The organism is Paenibacillus sp. 2KB_20, assembly GCF_052115765.1.
Taxonomy (GTDB): Bacteria; Bacillota; Bacilli; order Paenibacillales; family Paenibacillaceae; genus Paenibacillus_AQ.
Genome location: NZ_JBFRHH010000002.1, coordinates 557,262 through 579,704 on the forward strand (window position 1 = coordinate 557,262; position 22,443 = coordinate 579,704).

The 22,443-nt window shown below is 40.7% G+C and carries 19 protein-coding genes and 1 pseudogene; 2 read left to right on the forward strand and 18 right to left on the reverse strand.

The window, feature by feature from the left end:
* Positions 1-58: 58 nt before the first annotated feature.
* The 4 genes from AB4124_RS08255 to AB4124_RS08270 form a co-directional block, all read right to left on the reverse strand.
* Positions 59-1,156, reverse strand: coding sequence for an AI-2E family transporter (locus tag AB4124_RS08255; protein WP_441972301.1), 1,098 nt, complete (start codon positions 1,154-1,156; stop codon positions 59-61).
* 488 nt (positions 1,157-1,644) lie between these two features.
* The gene (locus AB4124_RS08260; protein ID WP_076322589.1) at positions 1,645-2,439 is read right to left on the reverse strand and encodes a sensor domain-containing protein; all 795 of its coding nucleotides are present in this window, start codon (positions 2,437-2,439) and stop codon (positions 1,645-1,647) included.
* A 109-nt stretch (positions 2,440-2,548) separates the two neighbouring features.
* A complete protein-coding gene (locus AB4124_RS08265; RefSeq protein ID WP_441972304.1) occupies positions 2,549-3,874 on the reverse strand; it encodes an NAD(P)/FAD-dependent oxidoreductase in 1,326 nt (441 codons plus the stop codon).
* 32 nt (positions 3,875-3,906) lie between these two features.
* Positions 3,907-5,220, reverse strand: coding sequence for an NAD(P)/FAD-dependent oxidoreductase (locus AB4124_RS08270; RefSeq protein ID WP_441972306.1), 1,314 nt, complete (start codon positions 5,218-5,220; stop codon positions 3,907-3,909).
* 103 nt (positions 5,221-5,323) lie between these two features.
* Here AB4124_RS08270 and AB4124_RS08275 point away from each other — a divergent pair.
* Positions 5,324-5,499, forward strand: a pseudogene (locus tag AB4124_RS08275) (type II toxin-antitoxin system death-on-curing family toxin); the annotation flags it as partial.
* A gap of 207 nt (positions 5,500-5,706) precedes the next feature.
* Here the strand turns inward: AB4124_RS08275 and AB4124_RS08280 are convergent.
* The 8 genes from AB4124_RS08280 to AB4124_RS08315 all read right to left on the reverse strand — a co-directional run bounded on the left by AB4124_RS08280 (position 5,707) and on the right by AB4124_RS08315 (position 13,119).
* On the reverse strand, positions 5,707-6,450 hold the full coding sequence (locus tag AB4124_RS08280) for a class I SAM-dependent methyltransferase (RefSeq protein ID WP_076322590.1): 744 nt from the start codon (positions 6,448-6,450) through the stop codon (positions 5,707-5,709).
* Positions 6,451-6,465: 15 nt separating this feature from the next.
* A complete protein-coding gene (locus tag AB4124_RS08285; protein WP_076322591.1) occupies positions 6,466-7,353 on the reverse strand; it encodes an AraC family transcriptional regulator in 888 nt (295 codons plus the stop codon).
* A 633-nt stretch (positions 7,354-7,986) separates the two neighbouring features.
* The gene (locus AB4124_RS08290) at positions 7,987-8,592 is read right to left on the reverse strand and encodes a response regulator transcription factor (RefSeq protein WP_036664865.1); all 606 of its coding nucleotides are present in this window, start codon (positions 8,590-8,592) and stop codon (positions 7,987-7,989) included.
* Positions 8,593-9,765, reverse strand: coding sequence for a sensor histidine kinase (locus tag AB4124_RS08295; protein WP_441972309.1), 1,173 nt, complete (start codon positions 9,763-9,765; stop codon positions 8,593-8,595).
* Positions 9,766-10,509, reverse strand: a complete 744-nt coding sequence (locus AB4124_RS08300) for an ABC transporter permease (protein ID WP_441972311.1) — start codon at positions 10,507-10,509, stop codon at positions 9,766-9,768.
* Between the two features lie 25 nt (positions 10,510-10,534).
* Positions 10,535-11,440 (reverse strand): ABC transporter ATP-binding protein, encoded by a 906-nt coding sequence (locus AB4124_RS08305; protein WP_441972313.1) that lies wholly within the window; start codon positions 11,438-11,440, stop codon positions 10,535-10,537.
* Positions 11,441-11,880: 440 nt separating this feature from the next.
* Positions 11,881-12,687 (reverse strand): sugar phosphate isomerase/epimerase family protein, encoded by an 807-nt coding sequence (locus AB4124_RS08310; protein WP_441972315.1) that lies wholly within the window; start codon positions 12,685-12,687, stop codon positions 11,881-11,883.
* 69 nt (positions 12,688-12,756) lie between these two features.
* Positions 12,757-13,119, reverse strand: a complete 363-nt coding sequence (locus AB4124_RS08315) for a hypothetical protein (RefSeq protein ID WP_076322596.1) — start codon at positions 13,117-13,119, stop codon at positions 12,757-12,759.
* 341 nt (positions 13,120-13,460) lie between these two features.
* Here AB4124_RS08315 and AB4124_RS08320 point away from each other — a divergent pair, with 341 nt between their 5' ends.
* On the forward strand, positions 13,461-13,811 hold the full coding sequence (locus AB4124_RS08320; RefSeq protein ID WP_098741427.1) for a hypothetical protein: 351 nt from the start codon (positions 13,461-13,463) through the stop codon (positions 13,809-13,811).
* A 456-nt stretch (positions 13,812-14,267) separates the two neighbouring features.
* On the opposite strand, the gene AB4124_RS08325 is transcribed toward AB4124_RS08320, so the two are convergent.
* From AB4124_RS08325 to AB4124_RS08350, 6 genes are all read right to left on the reverse strand, one after another.
* Complete coding sequence (locus AB4124_RS08325) at positions 14,268-15,044, reverse strand: AAA domain-containing protein (protein ID WP_441972317.1); 777 nt, start codon at positions 15,042-15,044, stop codon at positions 14,268-14,270.
* Between the two features lie 254 nt (positions 15,045-15,298).
* Positions 15,299-15,565 carry a DUF6809 family protein gene (locus AB4124_RS08330; protein ID WP_441972319.1) on the reverse strand — a complete coding sequence of 89 codons (267 nt, stop codon included), beginning with the start codon at positions 15,563-15,565 and terminating at the stop codon, positions 15,299-15,301.
* 433 nt (positions 15,566-15,998) lie between these two features.
* On the reverse strand, positions 15,999-16,763 hold the full coding sequence (locus AB4124_RS08335; protein ID WP_441972321.1) for a hypothetical protein: 765 nt from the start codon (positions 16,761-16,763) through the stop codon (positions 15,999-16,001).
* 349 nt (positions 16,764-17,112) lie between these two features.
* Positions 17,113-18,945 (reverse strand): hypothetical protein, encoded by a 1,833-nt coding sequence (locus tag AB4124_RS08340; RefSeq protein WP_441972323.1) that lies wholly within the window; start codon positions 18,943-18,945, stop codon positions 17,113-17,115.
* Entirely contained in the window at positions 18,929-20,908 is a 1,980-nt protein-coding gene (locus AB4124_RS08345; protein ID WP_441972325.1) for an McrB family protein, read from the reverse strand. The genes AB4124_RS08340 and AB4124_RS08345 overlap by 17 nt, the downstream gene beginning before the upstream one ends.
* An 18-nt stretch (positions 20,909-20,926) precedes the next feature.
* On the reverse strand, positions 20,927-22,192 hold the full coding sequence (locus AB4124_RS08350; protein ID WP_441972327.1) for a hypothetical protein: 1,266 nt from the start codon (positions 22,190-22,192) through the stop codon (positions 20,927-20,929).
* Positions 22,193-22,443: the final 251 nt, after the last annotated feature.

The following is a 22,443-nucleotide window of genomic DNA, read 5'->3' on the forward strand; positions in this document are numbered from 1 at the left end:
ATTTTTCTTATCTTATATTTATCCCATCCAGCTAATATCCGCATGGAGGACTCCGAGGTCAGGATTCTTCTTTATCTTCGTTGTGCGAGAAATGATGACTCCTAGGACTTGCGTTTTCTCCTGAAAGCTGTACAGCTTCTTTTTTTGATGATACTGCGTTGCTTTGATCGACTTCAAAAATATCGAGCAGGAACATAAAGATCGGAATACCGATAATAAGCCCCCAGATCCCCATGAAGTGCTGGGAGAAAATAAGAACAATAAAGGTGTAGAACATCGGCAGCTTCGTTTTGTGAGCATACAGCTTCGGATTTAAGAAGTATGTCTCAACTGCATGGATGAGCAAAATCATGACAATCGCCCAAATGACGGTTGAGATACCACCAATCTGATAACCGATAATACTGATTGGAATGAAGGAAATAACAACACCGACTACCGGGATAAGGCTTAGTAAAAATACCATAATCGTTAGAGCGAACAAGTAAGGGTAGCCCAAAATCGACAACCCGATAGTCGTTAGAATCGTGTTGAACAAGGCGATCATCAGTTGAACCTCGATCACTTTACCAAAGGAAGAGGTGAATTTTTGACCAAAATATTTAAACTCATTGTAAGCCCAGCTTATTTTGCTTTTGCTCAACTTATCTGTAAAGTCATTGACTGTTTTCTTCTGGATTAAGTAGAAGTAGCTCAATACAATAACAAATATGATAACCTCGGCCCATTTACCTATCTTCAGAATATAATTCAGTGCCTGACTTCCGTATTGCTCCAATTCCAGCTTACTAAGCGCGGAGGAGACAAGCTCGGCAATTTCATCCGACTGAGGTGTATTCACGAATTTGATAATGGAAAAATATAAATCAGAAATTTGATTAATGAGCTTCGGAACATAATTGGCAATTCCGTATACAAGCCCAAATATTAAAGCCGCATACAATATCGTATTAACGACAATAGACGATATAGGAAACAGCTTAGATATTTTCTTCGTAATAAAGTGCTCTAGGCGTCCCATGACGAAGGTAACAAGAAACAGCAATAACAGCAAATTGAGCATACCTCTTAAGCTATACAGCAATAAAACGACAAGTAAGAGGAACAGAATTCTTCTTACTATATTGTTAGCAAAAAACTCCCGCAAAAAATTCATTCGCTTCCCTCATTTAATTATATTTTAGTTATCTAAAGATTTACGGATGAACCTGGAGAGTCACAATACGAAAGACTTGACTTCCGACCGCTGTTGACAGCATGACATTACTTCAGTTCAATTATATATGAAAATTGTTACATTCGAAAATCTCATCAACAGCTTAATAATTAATAAATAAAACACACGCCATTTCTACCGCTCCAAAACAAAAAGATTAGCAGCTGCATCGAGAGATCATTGGCTCAAGCGCAAGTCCTAAAAAGGATGCGGCTCTAGTGGCCCGTGCCTTTGCTACGGTACAAGGAAATTGCGTAAAAATCAATTATTTCGAACGGATCGTTATACAATCGCATAGACAAAAGCCCGGCCTCACACGGTCGGGCTTTTCATCGTATCTTTTAAACCTGTCAGACGAATTTCGTTAAGCTCTTCAGTTGTCCAAATAAATCACGCTTCAAGTAGTGGAGTTTAAAAAAAGAGAGCTTCTAAAGCTCTCTTTGGGCTGGCTGCATCATCCCTTGAGTGGGGTGATCCTCTGGGTACTCGTAATATTGCGACTGAACGGGCGCATGTATGTGTGCTTCCATTGGCGGCACTGACGGCTGCTGATAGGGCTCATCCACATACATGATTCTACGAAGAATTTGCATGAGCCCATTCACGACGCGCAGCGCGACCCAGAACAGGATAAGGCCAACGCCTACATACAGCAAATATTGCTGATTATAAGTCCAATCTATATGAAAATAACTAAACACGCTATTCTCTAAAATATCAAGCTGCATTTCATTCATCAAAATGATATGGACGACTGGAAGAGCAATTAATCCGAGTCCTAGTGAAATCGCCGTTACCATAATAACAAAGAATACAATGCCTGTTACAAATCTTAATAATACAAGCAGCAGATTTCGAATGAATAACCCACCCTCAAAGTCTCTCACCATTCGCTTCAACCAGTTCTCCCCAGCTTCAGATTGTTGATTGTAATTATACGATACAGAAGGAGATGGTAATCCCAAAATTTGTCTTATCATGCTTTGTTCAAAATTCACAATCCCATTCAACAACTTGGCTACTCCAAAAAACAGCGGTATTCCGATAAATATTGGAGTCAAACCGATGGATAGTGCAAGTCCCGTTATCGCTACTGTAAAATAAATAATCCCTAACGGGAGAGATACCAAGAAATAGAGAATCGTTGCATAGGTTTTTGGATTAAAAAGCACCCAATTCACCTTGCCTGCCCGCGACGTTGCAGCCGCTTCTGTTGCCTTCATATTCAAACACCCCTTATGGCTAAGTCACGCTCCGAGTAATAAATCCATTATATCCGCTTTATTGGGCTGACATAACCGTCTTAGGGGGTATCTGAACCTAGACTTTAGACTAGGGACTGACCCGGCTCAGATTAAGTTGATCAGCAAGCGCCACCGCGGCGGAATAGCCGGAGCTCCAGGCCCATTGCAGGTTATAGCCACCGCAATCCCCATCCACATCCATCACCTCGCCGGCCAAATAGAGCCCAGGCACGAGCTTCGATTCTAGCGTTCCTTCTCTTAACTCTGTCGTATCGATGCCGCCGGCTGTCGTTTGGGCATTCGGGAAACCATTGGTATCGGTCACGATGAAATCCCAATGCTTCATGAGGCGACACAAGGCTTTCCTGGTTTTCCACGATAGATCCTGACACAGCAGGTTCTGGTCCTGATCGATTCCCGCCTCTTTCAAGAGGATGGGGATCAGCTTCTTGTTTAAAATCCCGATTAGGGAAGCAGCCACCGTCCGGTGTCCAAACATTCCCCAATGCGTATCCAGAAAATCGACGACCTCTTCCTCTGTTCGGTCTGGCATTAAGTCAAGCGATAAGGTCACCGTTTCTCCTCTTGCGAGTTGATATGCAGCCTTTCGGCTTAACTGGAGAATCGGCGGGCCAGAAGCGCCATATTTCGTAAACAGAACCTCTCCATACTCACTCCGGATGACCTCACCATTTACAATGATATTCCCCCATCCCTCGAATTTAACTCCGGAAAGTTCATTCAGATATGGGCTATCCAGCTTCAATTGAACAATCCCGGGTACAGGATCGATCAAGGTATGTCCCAGTCGTTGGGCAAGTGTGTAACCGGAGCCATCCGTTCCTGTCTTTGGAGCGGTAAGGCCGCCCGTACAGAGGAAGAGATAATCGCTGGTATATGTGACCTTTTCCTCTGTTTCCGTCTGGCACACAATCGTGAATCGCGGATGTTCCTTCGACACGGTAACGTCCAATACTTTGGTTTTGAAGTATATCGGAACATTCCGATCCTCCAGTGCAATCCGGAAAACTTCTAACACCGATGCAGCCTGCAGCGACATCGGATACATTCGGCCATTCTCAATAGCGATCAGCGGAAGGCCGAGTGTGTTAAAGAAATCGACAGTTTGCCGAACGCCGAATTGCTGCAGCACAGGTAGCGGAAATTCCGCTTGATTACTGTGATATTTACTGGATAAATTGACCGCTTCGTCCGTACCCGTCGCCGTGGATTTGTTCGTAATGTTACAACGCCCATTACCGGTCGTTAGTACCTTCTTTCCGACCCGGTCGTTGCTTTCAATGATCGCAGTATCGATCCCTCGGTCTCGCGCAGTAACGGCGGCCATAAGACCTGAAGCGCCTGCACCGATAATGAACAGCTTGTGGTGCATAGTAGATTTCGACTTATACATAGGTGTTGAATTCATTCCTTTTTCTAATGGCTTCATCTAAAAATGCGTTTCCCTAACGCCATCGCGGCCGCATAACCGGAGCTCCAGGCCCATTGCAGGTTGTAACCCCCAAAGTCTCCGTCGACATCCATCACCTCGCCGGCCAAATAGAGCCCAGGCACGAGCTTGGATTCCAGCGTATCTGCGACGAGCTCTTTCGTAGCGATGCCGCCGGCTGTCGCTTGTGCGTACTCAAAGCTTTGGGTTTCGGTTACTTTAAACTCCCAACACTTCAATAACTTATAAAAGATCTTTTTGGTTTTCAACGAAAGATCTTGGCAGAGCAGGTTCGGCTCTTGATCAATTTTCGCTTCCTTCAGCAGGACGGAGACCAGTTTCTTGTGTAAAAAACCGACGAAGGACTCCGCGACCGTCCGATGCGCGAACGTCCCCCAGTTCGCCTCCAGAAATTCGATAACCTCTTCCTCCGTGCGGTTCGGCATCAAATCTACGGATAGGGTAACGGAGTCCCCTTTCGCGAGATGTACGGCTGCCTTCCGCCCGAGCTGCAGAATCGGTGGGCCGGAGAAGCCGTAGTCGGTGAAATGAATTTCGCCGACTTCGCAGCGGGCGACTTTGCCGTTCACGAGGATGTCGGCTCGTCCTTGGAGTTTGATGCCGGATAGCGCCTTCTGATATGGATACTTCACCTTCAATTGCACGATGGCCGGAACAGGCTCGACAAAGGAGTGCCCCATTCGCTGGGCAAGTGTATACCCAGACCCGTCCGTCCCCGCATTCTGGCCGGTAAGACTGCCCGTACAAAGAAACAGATAATCGCTGGTATAAACAACCTGCTCCTCTGTTTCATTTCGGCATGTAATCTTAAATCGTGGATGATCTGCCGATACTGTGACATCCAGCACTTTGTTGTTAAGGTATACCGGAATGTTCCGCTCCTCTAGAGCAAGCTCGAAAATATCCACCACAGATGCGGCCTGTAGCGACATCGGGTACATTAAGCCCTCTTTCAATTTTGTAAGCGGCAGCCCGAGCACGTGAAAGAAATCAATGGTTTGACGAATGCCGAATTGCTGCAGCACAGGCAACGGAAATTTAGCCTGACTGCTGTGATATTTGCGCGATAAGACCACCGCTTCGTCGTCCGTACCCGTCATAGTGGAATCGTTCGTAATATTGCAACGACCGTCGCCTGTCATTGAGATTTTTTTCCCAATCCGGTCGTTACCCTCCAGAATGGCGGTATCAATACCCAAATCCCGCGCAGTCACGGCGGCCATGAGTCCTGATGCGCCTGCGCCGATAATAATTAACTTGTGGTGCAAGAAAGCCTGATAATCGTGCATGGTTGGTCAATGCACTCCTTGTCCAATGGATTTATATATAGGAAATGTGATTTTTCCGAATGAAACTGCGCTATATCTAATTATAGCACAGGAGTACTTCTGTTTTGGCGAAGATGCATACCCCGCTATTTTTGAGAAGGCTGCGGTTTTGTTCGAATCACTAGGCCAAAACCTCCTTTTCACAACGCAAATAAAAGAACTGCTTTTACAACACTGGTTATATTCCTGCGATATAGTGGTCTGAGCTTCAAGATGGATACGGAGAAAGCCGAGGATTGAATATTTCCAAGAAAAGTCAACGCTCAAACCATAAATGTCAACACCGACAAATAATTCAGTTTCAATTTCGCAAAAGGACCAGTCATCAGAAATTGATCACTGGTCCTTTGTCAGAATGGTATATCGTCTTCATCAATATTGATGTATGAATAATGGTCTTTACCGGGAAAACGACCGGTAGGGTGACAGATTAAAAAATTTCCAATATTATTCTTTGCTTGCAAAAAAGGTGATAAGTGAAGAATATGAGTTTTTCCCGTATCCAAGTTGATACTCAATAGATATAAATCCTTCATGTTCTAGCAAAAGCTGAAATTCTTCGATTCCGTACCAATAGAGCACAAAATTCGATATTTCCGTTTGTTGAATCTTGCCTTTTTTGAGTAGATCGTATCGATGAATGGAGCTAGTTTTTTGTTGATGCCAATCTATTCCCTGAGTCGTTGAGGTAAATAGAATGCCAGAATCATCATCAATCGAAAATGGACTTGTCGAAATTTTATATGGAATAAAACCTGTTGGTAATTCTAAATCAATAATAATTTTCCCTTGTTTATCAAGATGCTGATAAAAAGAATGTAGTACGTCTTTAACACGATTGCGCGGTAACAGACAGAAGCTGCCAGTCGGCATGATTATCGCTTCGTATTTCTCTGGCAGACGAAGATTCGTAAGATCTCCTTGATACAGAGTTCCTTTTACATTTGTAGCTACCATATTTGCTCTACATTGTTTTAACATATCCTCAGACACGTCTACACCCTCTACATTAAGTCCTTTCTGGAGAAGAGGGATCATCATTCTGCCAGTGCCAACACCGGCTTCCAGTATTTTACCTTTGGTATTTTTCAAATGATCAAAATAATACTCTAAATCACCATCAATCGAATATCCGGCAGGCTTGGTTAATTGATATAGCTTGGTACTCAACTCACCATATTCAGTAAACATATCGTCAACTTCTTTCTATGCTTTTTTTATTGGTACATAAATTTCCATGATTGAGTTCTCAGAGGCATGGCAACGTTCATCATAATATTCAAATGGAAAATGAGATTCATCCAGCTCATATTTGTTCTGATCAAACCATTCTGTAAAAATATATCTCCAGGTCTCCTTAATGACTATGGATAATGGGTCTTTCTCGTATGTTGTGGCAGTTGCTAGATTGTTGATGGGCGGAGTAGTGAAAACGGCGTAAGTAGCGCTTGGGATTTCGGCAACCACCATATCAGAGGTTACTTGGCTGAAATCATTGACAATAACGCCAAATAGATAGATGGCATTTCCTTCGTTCTGATAAGGCAGCCATACTCCAACTTCACCATGTTTTGGTGGTTTCAATTGTTCATAAAGCTTTTCTTCTAAATTTGATTCATCACATGAGTCCCAATAAGCCGCAAATTGATGACTATAATTATCTGCCATGTTCGTATGCATTCCATATCCAGCTAACTTAAAAGCACCTTTTTTAACAATTTTGGGGGGATTCAATGCTTCTCGAATATTTTTAACGAATGCGTTATCGTTATCCGCCATTCTGATTTTATATGACGTTGGAGTATACCCAAATTCTTGACGAAATGATTTTGAAAATCCGCTTGCAGATTCAAATCCATAATGCAAGGCAACATCCAATATTTTCCGGTTGTCAGTAAGTTCAATCCTTGCCGTTGACAAACGATATTTCCTTACATATTCCATTAACGGAATCCCTTTTACTAGTGAAAAAATCCTACAGAAATGAAAAGTTGAATATCCTACTTGATTTGCTATTTTTTCAGCGGAAAGCTCCTCGTTTATGTGGTCTTTTATATAAGTTATGCTCTGATCAATAATTTTGTTGTACTGCATACTACCACCTCTGAGCTTATTATAAGGATAAAACAATCATTTTGCTGTTCCTAGCTTGCTATAATTTTTGAGCTGCAAAGAGAGATCCGAGGAACGACAAATAGCATGTTTTGCAATTAGAATTAATGCAAATCATGCTACTAGTACAATTTTATGTCTTTATGCCATATATTTACATAATAGTAATTAATCATTATTTAATACGACTGGAGAAATCTAAAAGCTAGTCTCCATCTTGGATTATACCATTGGTTTTTAGTGTTAACACTTTTTCGGTGTTGACATCTTTGCAACTCGTGTTTACTTTTCTTGGAAATATTCACCGAAGATTTCAAGGTAATATGGTTTCTCATCGATTTGATCGTCAACAAGCGGCTACGATCATTGAAGATCATTGCATCATGATTTCAAAATAATAAAATGCAAAAACACCATCCTCATGCGGATGGTGTTTTTGATGGTGGAGGCGAGCCGTGGTTGTGTAAAACCACAATTCGCCGGAGTGTATTGATTAGGTTACGGTACGCTAAGGAGCGGATCATAAAAAAAGAGAGCTTCTAAAGCTCTCTATGGGCTGGCTGCATCATCCCTTGAGTGGGGTGATCCGCTTACCTCCATACCTCGAAGTTCTCCTTAATCCAACCATCCCTTACTACGTGCAATATCTATCGCCTCGATCCGTGTATTCGCCCCAAGCTTCCCAATCGCCTCTGACATATAGTTCCGTACCGTTCCATAGGATAGAAACAGCTGTGCTCCAATATCTTGAAGAACTAAGCCTTGGGCAGCCAACTTCATGACTTCGCGCTCCCTGGGTGATAATGGACATGGATCATCCCATACCGCGAGCGACAATTCTGAATTGATGACACGTTTCCCATCATAGACCCGACGAATCGCATCAGCCAGTTCCTCGCTGCCCGTATCTTTAAGAAGGTATCCATAAACTCCTGCCTGCATAGCCCGCTGGAAATATCCAGGACGCGCGAATGTCGTCAAGATGATGACACGACAAGCTGACTTATTTTTTTGAATTAATTCCGCAATATCTAACCCCGTTTTTAGTGGCATCTCAATATCCAGAACAGCTACATCTGGCTCATATTGCTGAATCATGGACATCACTTCTTCCCCATTTTCAGCTTGACCGACTACTTCAATATCATCTTCTAACGAGAGTAAAGTTGCCAATGCGCCCCTTAATAACTTTTGATCTTCTGCCAAAACAATACGAATCATCTAAGCACTACCTACCTTTTCATTTCGTATTACCCTAGGTATATGTAAGGTGACTTCCGTCCCCTTGCCTGGGGACGAAGACAGCGACATACGCCCGTCGATCATAACCAATCGCTGCCGTAATCCGGCGAGGCCATTACTGCTAGTATAGAATTGATCCATATCTGCCCCAATACCGTCATCACTTACAGATACACGAACTTCCCCTTCCTGAATGTCGAGAAGAACGTTGCAACTTGTTGCTCGGCTATGTCGAACCACGTTTGTAATCGTCTCGCGAAAACACATCGCCAAAATCGTCTCCTGCAAGGGTGTTAACGGAAGCGGATTGTTCACTAATGCGTCTTCCGCCCCTACATTAGAAGGTCTGGGATCAGAAATCGATTGATATTGAAATAAAAGCGGTATGCCCGCTGCTGAACATAACGATACAGCATGCATATATTCATCAGCGAGGTATGTAACTTTCATCTCCGTAACCAATTCTCGCATTTGTTTCAAGGCTGCGCGTGCCGTTTCTCGTATTTCACGAGCCTCTTCTATCGCTCTCTCGGGTTGACGATTGACCAATTTCTCAACGACCTCGCCTTTTAGTGCGATTAATGACAGCGTATGTCCCAACGTATCATGTAACTCACGTGCGATCCGCTGGCGCTCCTCCTGCTGTGCCATTCGTTCAGCAGTTTCTGCCCGCAGCCGCGCAGACTTCTGTTGAAATCTGGTCGAAGTTCGAATAATATACGGCAGAATACAGATGCCAAACATAGGCACCAGCCCTATCCATACTAGGCTGCCCATCCGATCCAAGTAAGGAACAGCGATACATCCCATAGCTACAGTAAAAACGATCGTTATAGAGATTAATGTCGGCAGCTTTTGTTTGCTCAGCGGAGCAGCTATCATAAAACCTATAAACGTATACATAGGGTGAAATACAGCTGCTAAAATTAAAAGTATACCCACCTGAACGATCAATATTGGCGTGGCCCACTTTGCATAAAAGTAGGATTGTCGAAACGATAGAACGAATATGCCTAACAGAACAAAGCCAAGCCACTGTATACTTGATGGCTCATAGAGTAAAAAGTACATGGGTATCATTAAATTTGTTAACAAAATATAAGGAGCGACTCCTTCCGATTTTGGAAAGAGACGCCACTTTTCTCTATTCAATTAGACCGCATCCCGTCGATTATATATATAGATTGATAGTAGCATAAAGAGGAGACCGCATCCTGTCAAAATTATGAAATCAATACTTGCTGGAGTTTGTCCAGCGATCATATTCCATGCCCCATTGGCATAACGGTGAGATGGTAGCCATTCCCCGACCGAGCCCATCCAACTTGGCAAAGTACTAAGCGGCATCCATAGCCCCCCCATAATTGCAAGCCCCATCTGTAATACATTTCCGATGGCAACGGAGGTATTCGCATTTTTAAGCGTTCCTAACAAGGCACCAAGCGCCAGAAAAGATATGCTCCCAATCCATAACCATAATCCGCATAAAATCCATTGCCCGGCTGTCAATTGTATATCATGAACAAGGCCAGCAGATAAAAATATAACAACAATTACGATCAAGTGAACAGCCATTTGCGATACGATTTTGCTGCCAATCCAGACTGCAGGAGATAGTGGAGTCAGCTTCAACAGGCGTACCCACCCATCTTGATGCTCGAACGATAGACGGATACCGAATTGAGATACGGCTGTACCAATCAAACTGAACGCAGTCATCGACATTAATGAAAAGACACCCCAAGTTGTCGATTGAATCGATTTATCTACCCCATTCATACTCGCAAATAAAAAGTAGAAAGCAAGCGGCATCGCAATGGAGAAGAGTAAGAAAAATGGACTGCGGATAATTCGTATACTTTCTGCTTTGGTCTGGGCAACAAACATATGTAACATGGCTATTTTCCTCCTAAAATGTTTTTTATCGTATAATCGTTGGTTTATGTGTCCCTGTAAGACTTAGGAATGTATCTTCTAAGCTGGCAGATTGTATATCAATATCGGAAATTCCCCATTCAGACTGCATCAGTGTAAATAACAATACATCGGTCTCTTGGGCATACAGACGAATTCGCTCGCCGTTGCACTCTGCCTTTTCCACACCAGGTAATGTGAGCCATTCCTGCTCAGCTGGCGCGTTCGCCGCTCGAAATGAAACTGTTCTAAGTGCTGTTTGAGCCTTTAAACGTTCTGGAGTCCCTTCCGCAATAACCTGTCCACTGGCGATTACCGCGATGTGATCTGCGACAGCATCAGCTTCCTCTAAATGATGTGTAGTTAAGAGCACAGTACGTCCGTCACTTGCCAGCGCTTGGATGGTGTCCCAAAAGCGACCACGAGCCTCGATATCCATTCCGACGGTTGGTTCATCAAGCAGGAGAAGCTCTGGATTTCCCGCCAAACTTTGGGCGAAGGCTAATCTACGGCGTTGTCCTCCAGACAGGGAGGCTGCGCGCCGTTTCTGATCCGCGTGGAGACCCGAAATGTCTAACAATCGCTCTAGCGACATCGGATTACGATAATAACTGCGGAACAATTGAAGCACTTCTTTGACCGTAAGTCCATCTGCAGCCTTAACATCCTGCATAAGCGCTCCGACGCGTTGCCGTAATTCTTTTGTTCCAGACGGCATCCCCAAGACCCTGACTTCTCCTGATGTTGGCTTGATCATTCCGAGTATCATAGAAATGGTTGTTGTCTTGCCTGCACCATTCGGTCCGAGCAATGCTGTTATTTGACCTTTCTCAAATGATAGATTCATATGATCAACGGCGCAGTAATCGCCGAATTTCTTTACTAGATTTATACATTCAATCGCCTTTGTCATTTTGTCCTAACCTCCGCTAATTTCTTCTTCGTTACTTGATGTCCTCATTATATTGAAAAAGCGCGAGATTCAATTAGTGTGGGTTGTCACAAGCCGGATATGACAAATGTCAGAAAAAAAGAAAGCAAAAAAGAAGGACCTCTAGGCCCTTCTTCAGCATAACGTGCATTTGACACTCTTTGATTGAGATGCCTTGTTTTGCAAACTTATAGCAAAGGATTTTACACTTTTAATCGAACACAGCAAAAAACCACAATCTCTGAAGTGACCCCATTAATGATTCAACGGACAATATGGGTGTACAGGCTATCAGGTGTTCGGAAGGCGCGGCATTAGTAGCTACAGTTTCTGGTTCAACGCCATTTGGGAAGATGGATAAGGGCATAAATGAACTAGGCACTCTGCATGATAGATGTAGAGTGCCTAGTTTTATAGTAATTTCATTCTGTTACAGTCATCTTTGAGGAATCAGTTTTTAACGCTTCCAGTCTTTTGGCTTGCTCAAACGCTCTATGTAAAAACTCTTGTGCCGATAAATCCTCATAATCCCAATTCATGGCCTCGATTGCAATCGGGCCTGAATAGTTCGTTTCCGCAATTTTTTTCATGGTTGTAGACCAATCAATCGTGCCATCAAGGGGTAACCCGTGCTGGGCATAACTTCCGTTATTATCATGTAAGTGTAGTGCCATCAGCCGAGACCCGTACATGGATAATAAATCTTTCTCCGGGTAATGGCGGTAGTGATGTCCGCTGTCATAACAGAATCCGATACGCAGGGAATCCACTTGCTCCAGCACATATGCCAAGTTGGAAAAGTTCCATAAATTCTCCATTGCAACATTGACACCAAGCTGTTCAGCTTTGTCAGCGATTCTCTTGATTCTATCCAGTCCCAATTCGTTATATGGATTGTCTTCGCCCGGCAAGTGCACGACCATTGTCGGAATCTCAAATTCAGCACAATCTGCAACACATTGCAGATAGCATTCAGCTGCCGCTTCACCATCCAGATTGTCAAGCCAGAGGTTGCTTTCGTTTTGGATTGGTGTGTGGATATTTTCTATAAATAAACCCGCTTCTCGTGCGATTTGCGGCCCGTTGCGATAATCGTTTCGGCCAAAGCAGTCACGACCAAAGCCATCACTCCACCATATTAAAACGCCATCAAATCCAGCTTCTTTTATTAACTGATAACGCTCTTGATTGGGCAATTCACAGCCAAACCAGTCATAAATGGTAATCATAAACCTCTTCCCTTCTTGTTTTCCTAAAACTAGACTGCTACAAAAGCGACACCAATAATATAATACATGCTATAGCGAAAATTCCGTAACACCCTTCTTATAGGCATATTTCAGAGTATATGTTTCTTCATTCCCATAGGACATTGTAGCGATTTTTATTCGAGTATAATCAAGTCGACCCTCTCTTAACACTCTTTTCACCAAGGCAATACTTCGTTCTTCTTCCGTAACAACACAAAATATATTAAGCGCATATTTCTTCGGGTCGGAAATACATTTCCCCATGTCAAACCCATCTACATAGCCTAAACCAGCATCTGCTAGAGATATTTCTAAATATTCCATTACTTTTTCTCTTAACCAGTGATCACGTTGGCTGCCTTTTGCACTTTTCAGAGGATACTGTACCACTAACCAGAATTGTTCACTCATTCCAGATCACCAGCCAATCTACAGTTCATATTTAACCTGATCGCGTGAGCGAAGATCCGTCGACCCAGGATAATCTCATATAAATAATGTCCACTAGAAAATTTCTCCGTAAGTCTCCTAATTCCTTCTTGCTTTGAGTATCAGTCCTGCCTCCTCTTTCCAAGTCATTCCCAAATAATACGTTACCGCTGATCACTAGATTTCCACAAACTGAATCCTTAATGTTTACGTAATAAGCTTCTATGTATTTCCTTTTATTGTTCCAGGATTTGTGTTTTATTAAATATAGAATGAAGCTATCCTAATTTCACGTTTACTACCTAACTGAAGGAGATCTCTACATGAAACAGCCATTAAATATCATCCCAGAACAATGGAAAAGAACGGGGATTGTCACGATTGGCGGTCTACTTATAGGAGCAGGATTTGCCGACTGCCTGATTGCCATGAATTCAATCGATTTAAATCAAATCGCTAGAGGGTTAACGATCTTTAGTGCGGGTCTGACCATCTTAGTCGTAATGGATAACTCCAAAACACAAAAACAGACCGAGAAACTCCAAAAAGAAACGCAACTTCGAATGGAAAGAATAGAATATAAGCTGAACGCCCTCCATCAATCCCAACAAATAACGAATTCACAGTTTCTTGAGATCAAAGAGCTGATGCATCAATCCAATTCGGAGATCTAATACTCAATACTTTGTTTCAGATATAAATGTAAAAACCCGCTCAATGAGCGGGTTTTATGTATGGAGGCGAACCGTGGCTTGGCAAATTCACAATTCGCCGACGCATATTGCTGAGATTATTTCGGGTAATGACCCTAGGTACCATATGAATCGCATTCTATTCATTTTAGACTTTAAACTTCATAACAAGTGCTTCAGCTTAAAGAGAATTTTTGCTAATCAAAACTAAAGAGCTCTGCTTTGCAGTCATATCGTTCACTGCTTTAACTCCTGCAAGCGAATCTTCAGCTATAGTTGCCATTTCGGAAACAGATGCTGCAATTTCTTCAGAGCCAGCCGCCATTTGTTCGCTACAGCGGAAACCTCCTGAACTTTCCAGGTCACTTTCTGAGCGGATTTCAATATGTTCTTAAACTATCAATTGCTTCTTCCATCTTCTTTTGCCCCGTCAATACTTCACTCGTCACTTGCTTCATAGCATGTTCTGTTTCTCGAGATTCTTTCTAAAACTGTTGCGGAGCAAAATAGAGGAAACAAATAAAAAAGCTGTTGATTGTTACCGGAAACAACCGCTACCTTTTTCCCCTGCATAACCGCCAGATTTGCAAGAATGTTTAAGATCGTCTGGGTTTTACCCGTGCCCGGAGGGCCTTCGATAATACTGATGGTGCTTTTTAAAGCCTGCTCAAGCGCGGTCCTTTGACTCAAATTGTACCTGAACGGGAAAATCGGTTCGCTTGCAACCGAGATATCGGTCTTTATAGGTTTTTTCAGAAGATAATGACTCAAAGCACTATCAGGATCTACGTAATGTAGTTTTGCAAATTGCTTTGCCAAAAAAGCTTCTTTGTTCTCCTGTTCATCCTCACTCTTCGCATGTTTTGAAATCGCGCGCCAATAGTCCAGAATCTGACGCCCTTCAGCGTTCTGGGTGCTACTGCTTCTAACTTGAATACGTCCACTATCGTAGGTACGAATACTCCCGTTTTCAAAACAAACGCGGATCTTAGGTCCGAAATCTAGCACCCGTTTTACATTATAAAAAGGATAATCATCGTGAAAAACAGCCATATCCTCTGTTATGTCCTGAACGGTCGGCGTCAGTAACTGTATATCATTGAGTTGATAAGGATAAGCCTTGGAAGAACCTTTATATATAATCCTTACTATTGGAGGATCCATTTCATATGAGGATACATCCTCTGTCTTGTCATCACCTTTAACGATGATCATAAATCTCTCTTGGTCCATAGTAGCCTCTCTGTATCTGTAATCGATGTTATATAAAGAGTCTTCTATAAATTGGGGATATATTCCTGCCGTATGGAGGATTATTAGAGCGAAGATACCTTATCTAAGGGCGATTAATATGAAATTCCGTTTTAGAGGCATGGGAAGTAAAGGGTGATATTCAATATTTTTCGGTATTAAAAAAAGACACAGTTCGTGTCTTTACGGCAGTTCTATGAGTGTTCTTACTGATCACATTACTCAGAGTACACCTCGATGATCATCGTCGCTCCCAGCCTAAAACCATCAGTAAAAGAAGCCGCCATTTCCAGCCCTTGTACTTGTCGATACAAATCTAATAGATCCTCGAGCTCTCGAAACTCATCTTCTGAAAGCCTCTTCTTCCAGGCATCCATGGACTCGGATATTTGCCTGCTCAATTGGCGATACTGAGGGTCGGTGGAAACAGCCTTCTCTACAGGATTCAACTGCCCGTAATATAGGGATTCCAGGAAGCTTGGCATGGGACTCTCCCTCCACTTTGTCTTTAAACTAGCGTACCACATAGAAACAAAATATGTGGTACGTCTATACGTATACCCTCGAGTCATTAAACGAGAAACACCTCCCCCTTTCAGAACCGACGGGTTGTAAGACAGCGGTGATTATATTACCTTAAAGGTGGTCTTTCTGATGGTATGTATGGAGGCGAACCATGGCAGGGTAAATTATAGTTTCCAAAACGCAATCTGACACCACTTACGCTTCTTCTCAAAGTAAATGAGAATGAATGAACCCCTGTACATATTAACCGTTATGGTTTTGTATGGACAAGGGTTCACTTTTCCGAATCGCCGCTTTGTAAATCCACAATTCGCCGGTGATGATGAGGCTGTTTGGGGGATAGCAAAAGATAACAGCCACACTACATAATATCGCATTTTAAAACCTTGTTGGCTAAATTTTGTTGTTTTCAATTGCTTGCCTAGTGATTAAGGAAAGTTCATCAACAAATCTATCAACCTCTACAAGAATTTCCTCAAAACTGTAGCTTCTTCCCCCAATTATATAAGACTCCTGTGTATGCCCAATTGCATTTCTAAGCCAAGAATAAATTGTTTCTTTGTAGCTTGCTCTTTTTCTGGTTGTGATACGATCTAAATTGGAATCATACCAAGTTGTAATTCTGATAAAATTATCCACTTCTTTTTGATTATCAGCTTCTAGAGCAAGTTGCATTAAACTATATAAAAGCATAAACCTGGCTATAGGATCTGCTATTTGGAGAACGTTTCGGTATAAGCGCTTATAAACGTGACTACTTCGGTTTTGAACGACCTCGCATATTTTGTTAAGTAATGATTCTTCATCAGATTGTGATAACGTTATCGGTTCAATAATTATTCCCTGATGTGTAGCAAGTTGTCTATCTCCATCTAAAAACAATCCTAAAAAATGTGGGTGATATAGCTTTATTCCGTACGAAAATGATAGCTCATCCTCAATAATAGCAAGTAACATATTGCATTTTTGCTTAAGTCGCGCTTGACTTTGCTTGATTGCATTTTCCCTCAATTCAAATTTAAGATTAAAATGAAAATGTCCCGGCATACTACTTATTTTTATCTTTTCAATCCATTCATCGTTAGGATCAAAATCAATGCTTGAAACCATAAGAAGGTTAGTAGGGGTTAGGGAATATTCAAGATAGTTATTATTCATAGCTCCTCCTCATGTCCAAAACTAACGAAAAAGTAACTGTGTTGTAATTCGGTATGGACATTAGGTTGGCTTGTCAAAAACCACCATTCGTCGCTGTATGGGCTCAAATGTTCGGTGAGAAGTCTTAACTTGGCTAACAGTCGTTTTCACCGAATACGAAACATCCCATTCTTCCATCCACACCAATTATGCTAAAGTTTCGCCAAATACATTATGGAAGATTTCAACATCCCCATTCTTCCTGAACTTTTAATTATTGGCTACGAGTTATCCACGGTTAGTGGATTGAAACAAAAAATCCGTAATCAAAAAACTTCTCTTGAGTTCAAATGTTAAAGGGAGGGTGATTCTATATGAATGAGGTTTCATTCTGAGTTATCCAATCTGATAATTCTTTTTCAAGTTCCTTTTTTCCTGTAATCATATCTTCATCGATTTCAGGAAATAGTTGTATAAATACTAAGGGCAATTCTTCTTGTAAAACAGGCGCATCCTTGTCTCTCGAGTAAAGACAAATCACGCTACTTACAACGGATCTTCTTCTGTTCAAAGAAGTGGTTAATCCCTGGTAATAAATCGTGTTGTACTTGGATAGTTGAGTAAACACATTAGTTGTAAAGTTATTATTAAACAGTGAATTAAATTTCCGATGCTTTGCATCGAGGGCAATAGAGGATAAGAACAGCACCTTATCACCTTTTTGATAAAGGTCTATGCGAATATCTGGTTGAATCAACCTCGTAGAAAAAAATAAATCTCCGACGCTTTTCGCGTCTTCACGCAAATAGATCAACTTATCGTACCATATGTGAATCAAATAATACTCATTTTCGAGTTCTAGAAGGAATCCAGAATGCAAATCCAATAATGCACCCATCTCTTGCTGAGTTTTTAATTTGAAACCTAGGTTTTTTATTATATTCACAACTTGGAAAAAGGCAAATTGCTCATATATTTTCCAGGTTGGTTTTAAAATTTGAACAACATGATTAGGTTTGGCTTCTCCATGCATAACCTTTCTACTATCTTCGTACGCTTCATTTATTAAAGAATAACTTCTGTCTTTAAGGTAAGGTTTCCGTAGCCCTCTATCCACTTCTTTCAAATCGGTAGAATCAAGTATATATGAGAACCTTCCGATCATATTCTGAATAAATATATCCCATCGAGCTATCACGCTTAATTCACGGTTAGCCTTTTTAATTGCCTCCTCTATACGGAAAGCGATAGACTTTATTGAATCCCGTGACTCTTTTGAAATCTCACGCTCATTCCAAATCAAATTCTTTTTAGCCTCATTTACCTTTTTCTCATCTTCTTTAAAACGTATATATTCCAGATAATACTTGCAATCCTCTCTAATAAGATTTCCTACCCACATCATTTCTGTCTTCCAGGATATTAATATATGTTTTAACCATTTATTTTCCGGAAGGTTATAATCTAATAACTTGATTTTGTTCAGCTCAAGCGAGCTTCCATGAATCGCAGTCCAACGAATACTTTTTTGATCGGTTTTACGTTGAAATGGTTGTTTTACATATGCGGTATTAACTTGTGTTTTTAATTTACGTTCAATGTGGAAAAGAGCAGAAACAATCCTCTCTTTATCATTTATAAGTCGTAAGACATAATCGTAATATGATTTGGCTTTAAGAAAGTCATGTTCGCTCCCAATCGACTTCGATGTATAAATGAGGTCATAACATATACCTTCGATCTCTTGTTCTAAGAGCAAGTGCATATGCTGCACCTGCTCTGTAGAAAGATGAATGGGGGAAACAAAAAATGCAGAGGAGTAAATCTGTTCACCAAAGTGAACATCAAATAGGTATACGCCTAGTCTCCAAGGGAATGATTCCCTATCTTGATATTGAAACAGGTAGCTCTTATTATCCACATTTGTTATCGGGACGATTATTTCGACCATTTTCCCTTCTTCATCGTAAGAAGCACTCTGAAGAACTATTGTGGCATTAATATCAACGTTGAAGCCGTCTTTAGCATACATTCTTACACCAAAAGGGATATTTTCCTTCACTTGAACTAATTCCTGAATGGACTTAGGGGCTACTTGATTTTTCCCCCAATACTGATTTACTGTTTGTACATTGTGAGAGTTGTTATTAGTAAAAAATTCAACTTCAAATGGCAATATATCTGCATTATAGAGCATATCCATTCCTCGACAATTCCTTAGCTTTTTGTTTAATGAAATTTAGTGATGTTTTAAATTCATCTTCACCAGAGAGTTCCTCTTGCAATAAACGAGATATTAGTCCTGGTTGATATTTGTTGTTCTCAAGATCAAAAGTCCCTACTAAATCTTGAATTTGTTCACGATGTCCACGTATTTTAGTGAGAATTCGTTGTTTAATCTGATAATCAAATCCTGTTTTACGGGTTACAAAGGGGTTACCGTCTTTATCCAATGGTATGTTAGATAGATATTTCCCAATGCCTTTAGCAATACGAAATGACACTCCAATTTGTGAGTCATATTCACTCATTAAAGAGTGGAGCCGATCTAATAAGGAAATCTCGTTTTCTTCAAGAATGGTCTCCTTTTGAGTCCACTCTTCTCTATATATTTTTCTATCTACCACAGTCTCTTTATCAAAAATCTCAATTTTTGTTTCTTTGTCTACCAAAGCCTCGCCGAAAGTGACCTTCTCTAAGAATATAACATTCATTCGATCGAGCATCCGATTTGAGAAGTCTTTGGTAGTTTCATCGAAATTTGCTGTGCCCACGAATAATACATTGTCACGGACGGGGATGCCTTCTTTAAGTTTACGATTATGGCATACGGCATCTTTACTGAATAACTTTAGTCTTCGTTGATCTTTGGGCAATTCAAGCAGCGAAATAAATGGTGAAAAATAATGTTCCACTTGTCCAAGATTCATTTCATCGAATAATACCATAAATAGTTCATTCTCTCTCTCACTTGCTTCCTCCAAAAATGAAACAAGTCCTGTTTCACTTTCCATAAACAATCCCATCTGGTGATTAAGATACCCCAATATATCAGAAGGTTCTGTATATGATGGAGAAATGGGTACAATCAGCAAATTCTCATCTCGCTTGAGTCCTAAGGCTTTCGCATATAAAAGTGCTAACTGTGTTTTACCTGTACCGCTCATTCCACCAAGCACGGCTATATTCTCTGTTTTTAAAGCGGCATGAAAATTAATAAGGGCCTCTTCTTCTTGATAGGTTAAACCTTCTACATCAGCAAAATATTTAAGCCTCGAAATGAAATCAACTTCGGATAAGGTTTTGTTTTCCTCTTCTATTACCTTGTCCTCTTTTTTTACAGATATATTTTCCTGTAGCATCACTGGCTTCCCTTTTGCATGAAACACATCACGCAATTTACTTGCATAAACATCAGTAATAAAACCGAGTTCACGGTAAGCACTCTTTACATTATCCCAATAATCTGGGATATCGTTTAAAGCTAACCTTTTAATCTGTTCCGGTTTTTTGCCGTAATATAGATTTATATTCGCCCCGGTTTCTAGAATATCTTGATAAGGGATAAAGTATAAATACCCATCACATAAAATGAATTCAGGAATATCCATATAATTCGGATAATCTGGCAGTAGGATTGGTGATCTTTCAAAAAGGGACTTTTCAAATCGGGCCGATGGAACGCCGTTTTTTATTGAAGGAACACTAACATAGTAATTTGAATCCACTTTATCATCGCTAACAAGAACAATATCGAAGTTATAATGATAGGGATGAAGGCTGTTATCATGACGTACCGACAATTTAGGTCGAAATAAAATTAGTTTGTTTTCTAAATGATCTCTAAGAAATTGAATCTTATCTGATTGCTCATAGTATTTAATGCTTTGTAAATACCTTGAATTACGATCATCAAAAGAGACGTAGCACTCTTTATGGTCTTTATTAAGTGTATTTTTAATGATCTTCGGTTCATCTGATATTGCTTGTAAATAAAAAACAATCGTATCCTTATCATCATTCTGAACCCGTGTAACTGCTCGACGCTCTTTACCTAAAGGAGGTATTCGATCTGAATCAGACTCGTCAGCAAGTCTTCCCAATATGTAGCAGTTACCGATTTCCCGTTTTACTTTCTCATTAATCTCAATGTTATTTGTGATCATCCATTATTCTCCTACTGCCTAGTTGTAAAGGCTTATATATTGTTTGATGAGTTGTATATAGTCGCTGTATTCATCATACTGAAAGCCATTTTGGTTGAAATAGTTTTTAATCTCAACCCATTCACGTGTATTCGAGAAGGTAGAACGGTCAATAAACCATACTTTCGATTTTAGGTTTATGATTGTTCCATTTTTTTTCTCTCTTATTAAAAATCTCTTGGGGTAAATGCTATTTGAAAATAGCTCTTTTATTCTTGTATCCGCTCGATCCGTCACTATTATTGCATCACTGGATGTTGGGATTAATTCAAAAAAGAGGCTGTTTATGTTTTCACTCTTGGTGCCCATGGTCTTTACTTCTCTAAATATTTCCTCTTTCTCCTTGATTATGTTTTCATAGTCCACAACCTTTCCATTCAGTCGACTGACTTCATTCTTCATCTTAATTAACTCTAGAGTCAAACCTTCGTTATCTTTCCTCATTTGGTCTAGTTTGGTTGTCAGCTGCTGTTCCGTTTCACTTGCAGTGGCTACTTCTTGCATCGTCTGTTCAAGGATCTCCATGCTTCTCATTTCCTTTTCTTTTGTATACAAGAGATAGACCATGGGTTCCAAATGTATATATCCTGGTAATAAACCTACTAGAGCCATCAAGCGCTCAGTCTGTGTTAGTCCCATTGCCCATGTAAACTTAATTCGCTCGCTCTTTTTTTCTTGGAGAGCACCAATTATTTTTTCCCAATGTTCTTGCTCTCCACAGTTATTGAAAAACTCAATATATTCTTCTATTGTAGGATATTTATTTTCATTTTGAAGCTGATGAATCGCCTTCTCCACAATATCTTCATCGGTAAACGTTGAAATCCCATAAAAAACTTCGTTTTTTTCTCTAGCATTCGTACTGAACTTTTCAATGTTTTCAGCGTATTTCATCTTGTGTAATTCATAAATCAGAGACAATTTCTCATACGGTCGGAGATTATAGTCCATCTCAAGCTCACTAATTAATTCTTCGAAGGACAAGCTCCGGAATTGGGAATACTCCTTCAAGATTCTCTCGGAAGTTTGAGTGTAAAAAGTAGGAACTAGTATCTTTCCTCTACCGGATCGTTTAGCTCCTATTCCCTTTTTCATTGCATCTGTAATTAAACTTCGGAGCAGTTCATCTGAACGTTTTGACAAGCTACTTTTCCGAAATCCATCGACTGATAAGTTAAAATCATTACATATTCGCAACATATCTGCCTTGGTTAGTAACCAAGGTAACCATTCGCTCTCGTGCATTATCCAACCTCCCAATCTAGCCAAATTATACCATGACAATCTACCTACCTCAACGAACAATACCTGAGTCTCATTAGTACTCATAAAACAATTAAAATATATAGATTTCTCCACATTGGTATATTAGTCTTGTAACATTCTGACTTATTTTTCAAGATAAAAGAACTAATGCTTGCGTACTGTGACTTTCGCGATTTTTGAGATAATAATAATGCTCCTCTCTTTTATAAATTCACATGAAGACCTACAAC

Coding starts and splice junctions, on each gene's coding strand:
- AB4124_RS08325 (WP_441972317.1), bottom strand. CDS start 15,044: ATGATCATCGTTAAAGGTGATGACAAGACAGAGGATGTATCCTCATAT.
- AB4124_RS08290 (WP_036664865.1), bottom strand. CDS start 8,592: ATGATTCGTATTGTTTTGGCAGAAGATCAAAAGTTATTAAGGGGCGCA.
- AB4124_RS08280 (WP_076322590.1), bottom strand. CDS start 6,450: ATGTTTACTGAATATGGTGAGTTGAGTACCAAGCTATATCAATTAACC.
- AB4124_RS08315 (WP_076322596.1), bottom strand. CDS start 13,119: ATGAGTGAACAATTCTGGTTAGTGGTACAGTATCCTCTGAAAAGTGCA.
- AB4124_RS08260 (WP_076322589.1), bottom strand. CDS start 2,439: ATGAAGGCAACAGAAGCGGCTGCAACGTCGCGGGCAGGCAAGGTGAAT.
- AB4124_RS08285 (WP_076322591.1), bottom strand. CDS start 7,353: ATGCAGTACAACAAAATTATTGATCAGAGCATAACTTATATAAAAGAC.
- AB4124_RS08310 (WP_441972315.1), bottom strand. CDS start 12,687: ATGATTACCATTTATGACTGGTTTGGCTGTGAATTGCCCAATCAAGAG.
- AB4124_RS08340 (WP_441972323.1), bottom strand. CDS start 18,945: ATGGATATGCTCTATAATGCAGATATATTGCCATTTGAAGTTGAATTT.
- AB4124_RS08265 (WP_441972304.1), bottom strand. CDS start 3,874: ATGTATAAGTCGAAATCTACTATGCACCACAAGCTGTTCATTATCGGT.
- AB4124_RS08305 (WP_441972313.1), bottom strand. CDS start 11,440: ATGACAAAGGCGATTGAATGTATAAATCTAGTAAAGAAATTCGGCGAT.
- AB4124_RS08320 (WP_098741427.1), top strand. CDS start 13,461: ATGAAACAGCCATTAAATATCATCCCAGAACAATGGAAAAGAACGGGG.
- AB4124_RS08300 (WP_441972311.1), bottom strand. CDS start 10,509: ATGTTACATATGTTTGTTGCCCAGACCAAAGCAGAAAGTATACGAATT.
- AB4124_RS08270 (WP_441972306.1), bottom strand. CDS start 5,220: ATGCACGATTATCAGGCTTTCTTGCACCACAAGTTAATTATTATCGGC.
- AB4124_RS08345 (WP_441972325.1), bottom strand. CDS start 20,908: ATGATCACAAATAACATTGAGATTAATGAGAAAGTAAAACGGGAAATC.
- AB4124_RS08255 (WP_441972301.1), bottom strand. CDS start 1,156: ATGAATTTTTTGCGGGAGTTTTTTGCTAACAATATAGTAAGAAGAATT.
- AB4124_RS08335 (WP_441972321.1), bottom strand. CDS start 16,763: ATGAATAATAACTATCTTGAATATTCCCTAACCCCTACTAACCTTCTT.
- AB4124_RS08350 (WP_441972327.1), bottom strand. CDS start 22,192: ATGCACGAGAGCGAATGGTTACCTTGGTTACTAACCAAGGCAGATATG.
- AB4124_RS08330 (WP_441972319.1), bottom strand. CDS start 15,565: ATGCCAAGCTTCCTGGAATCCCTATATTACGGGCAGTTGAATCCTGTA.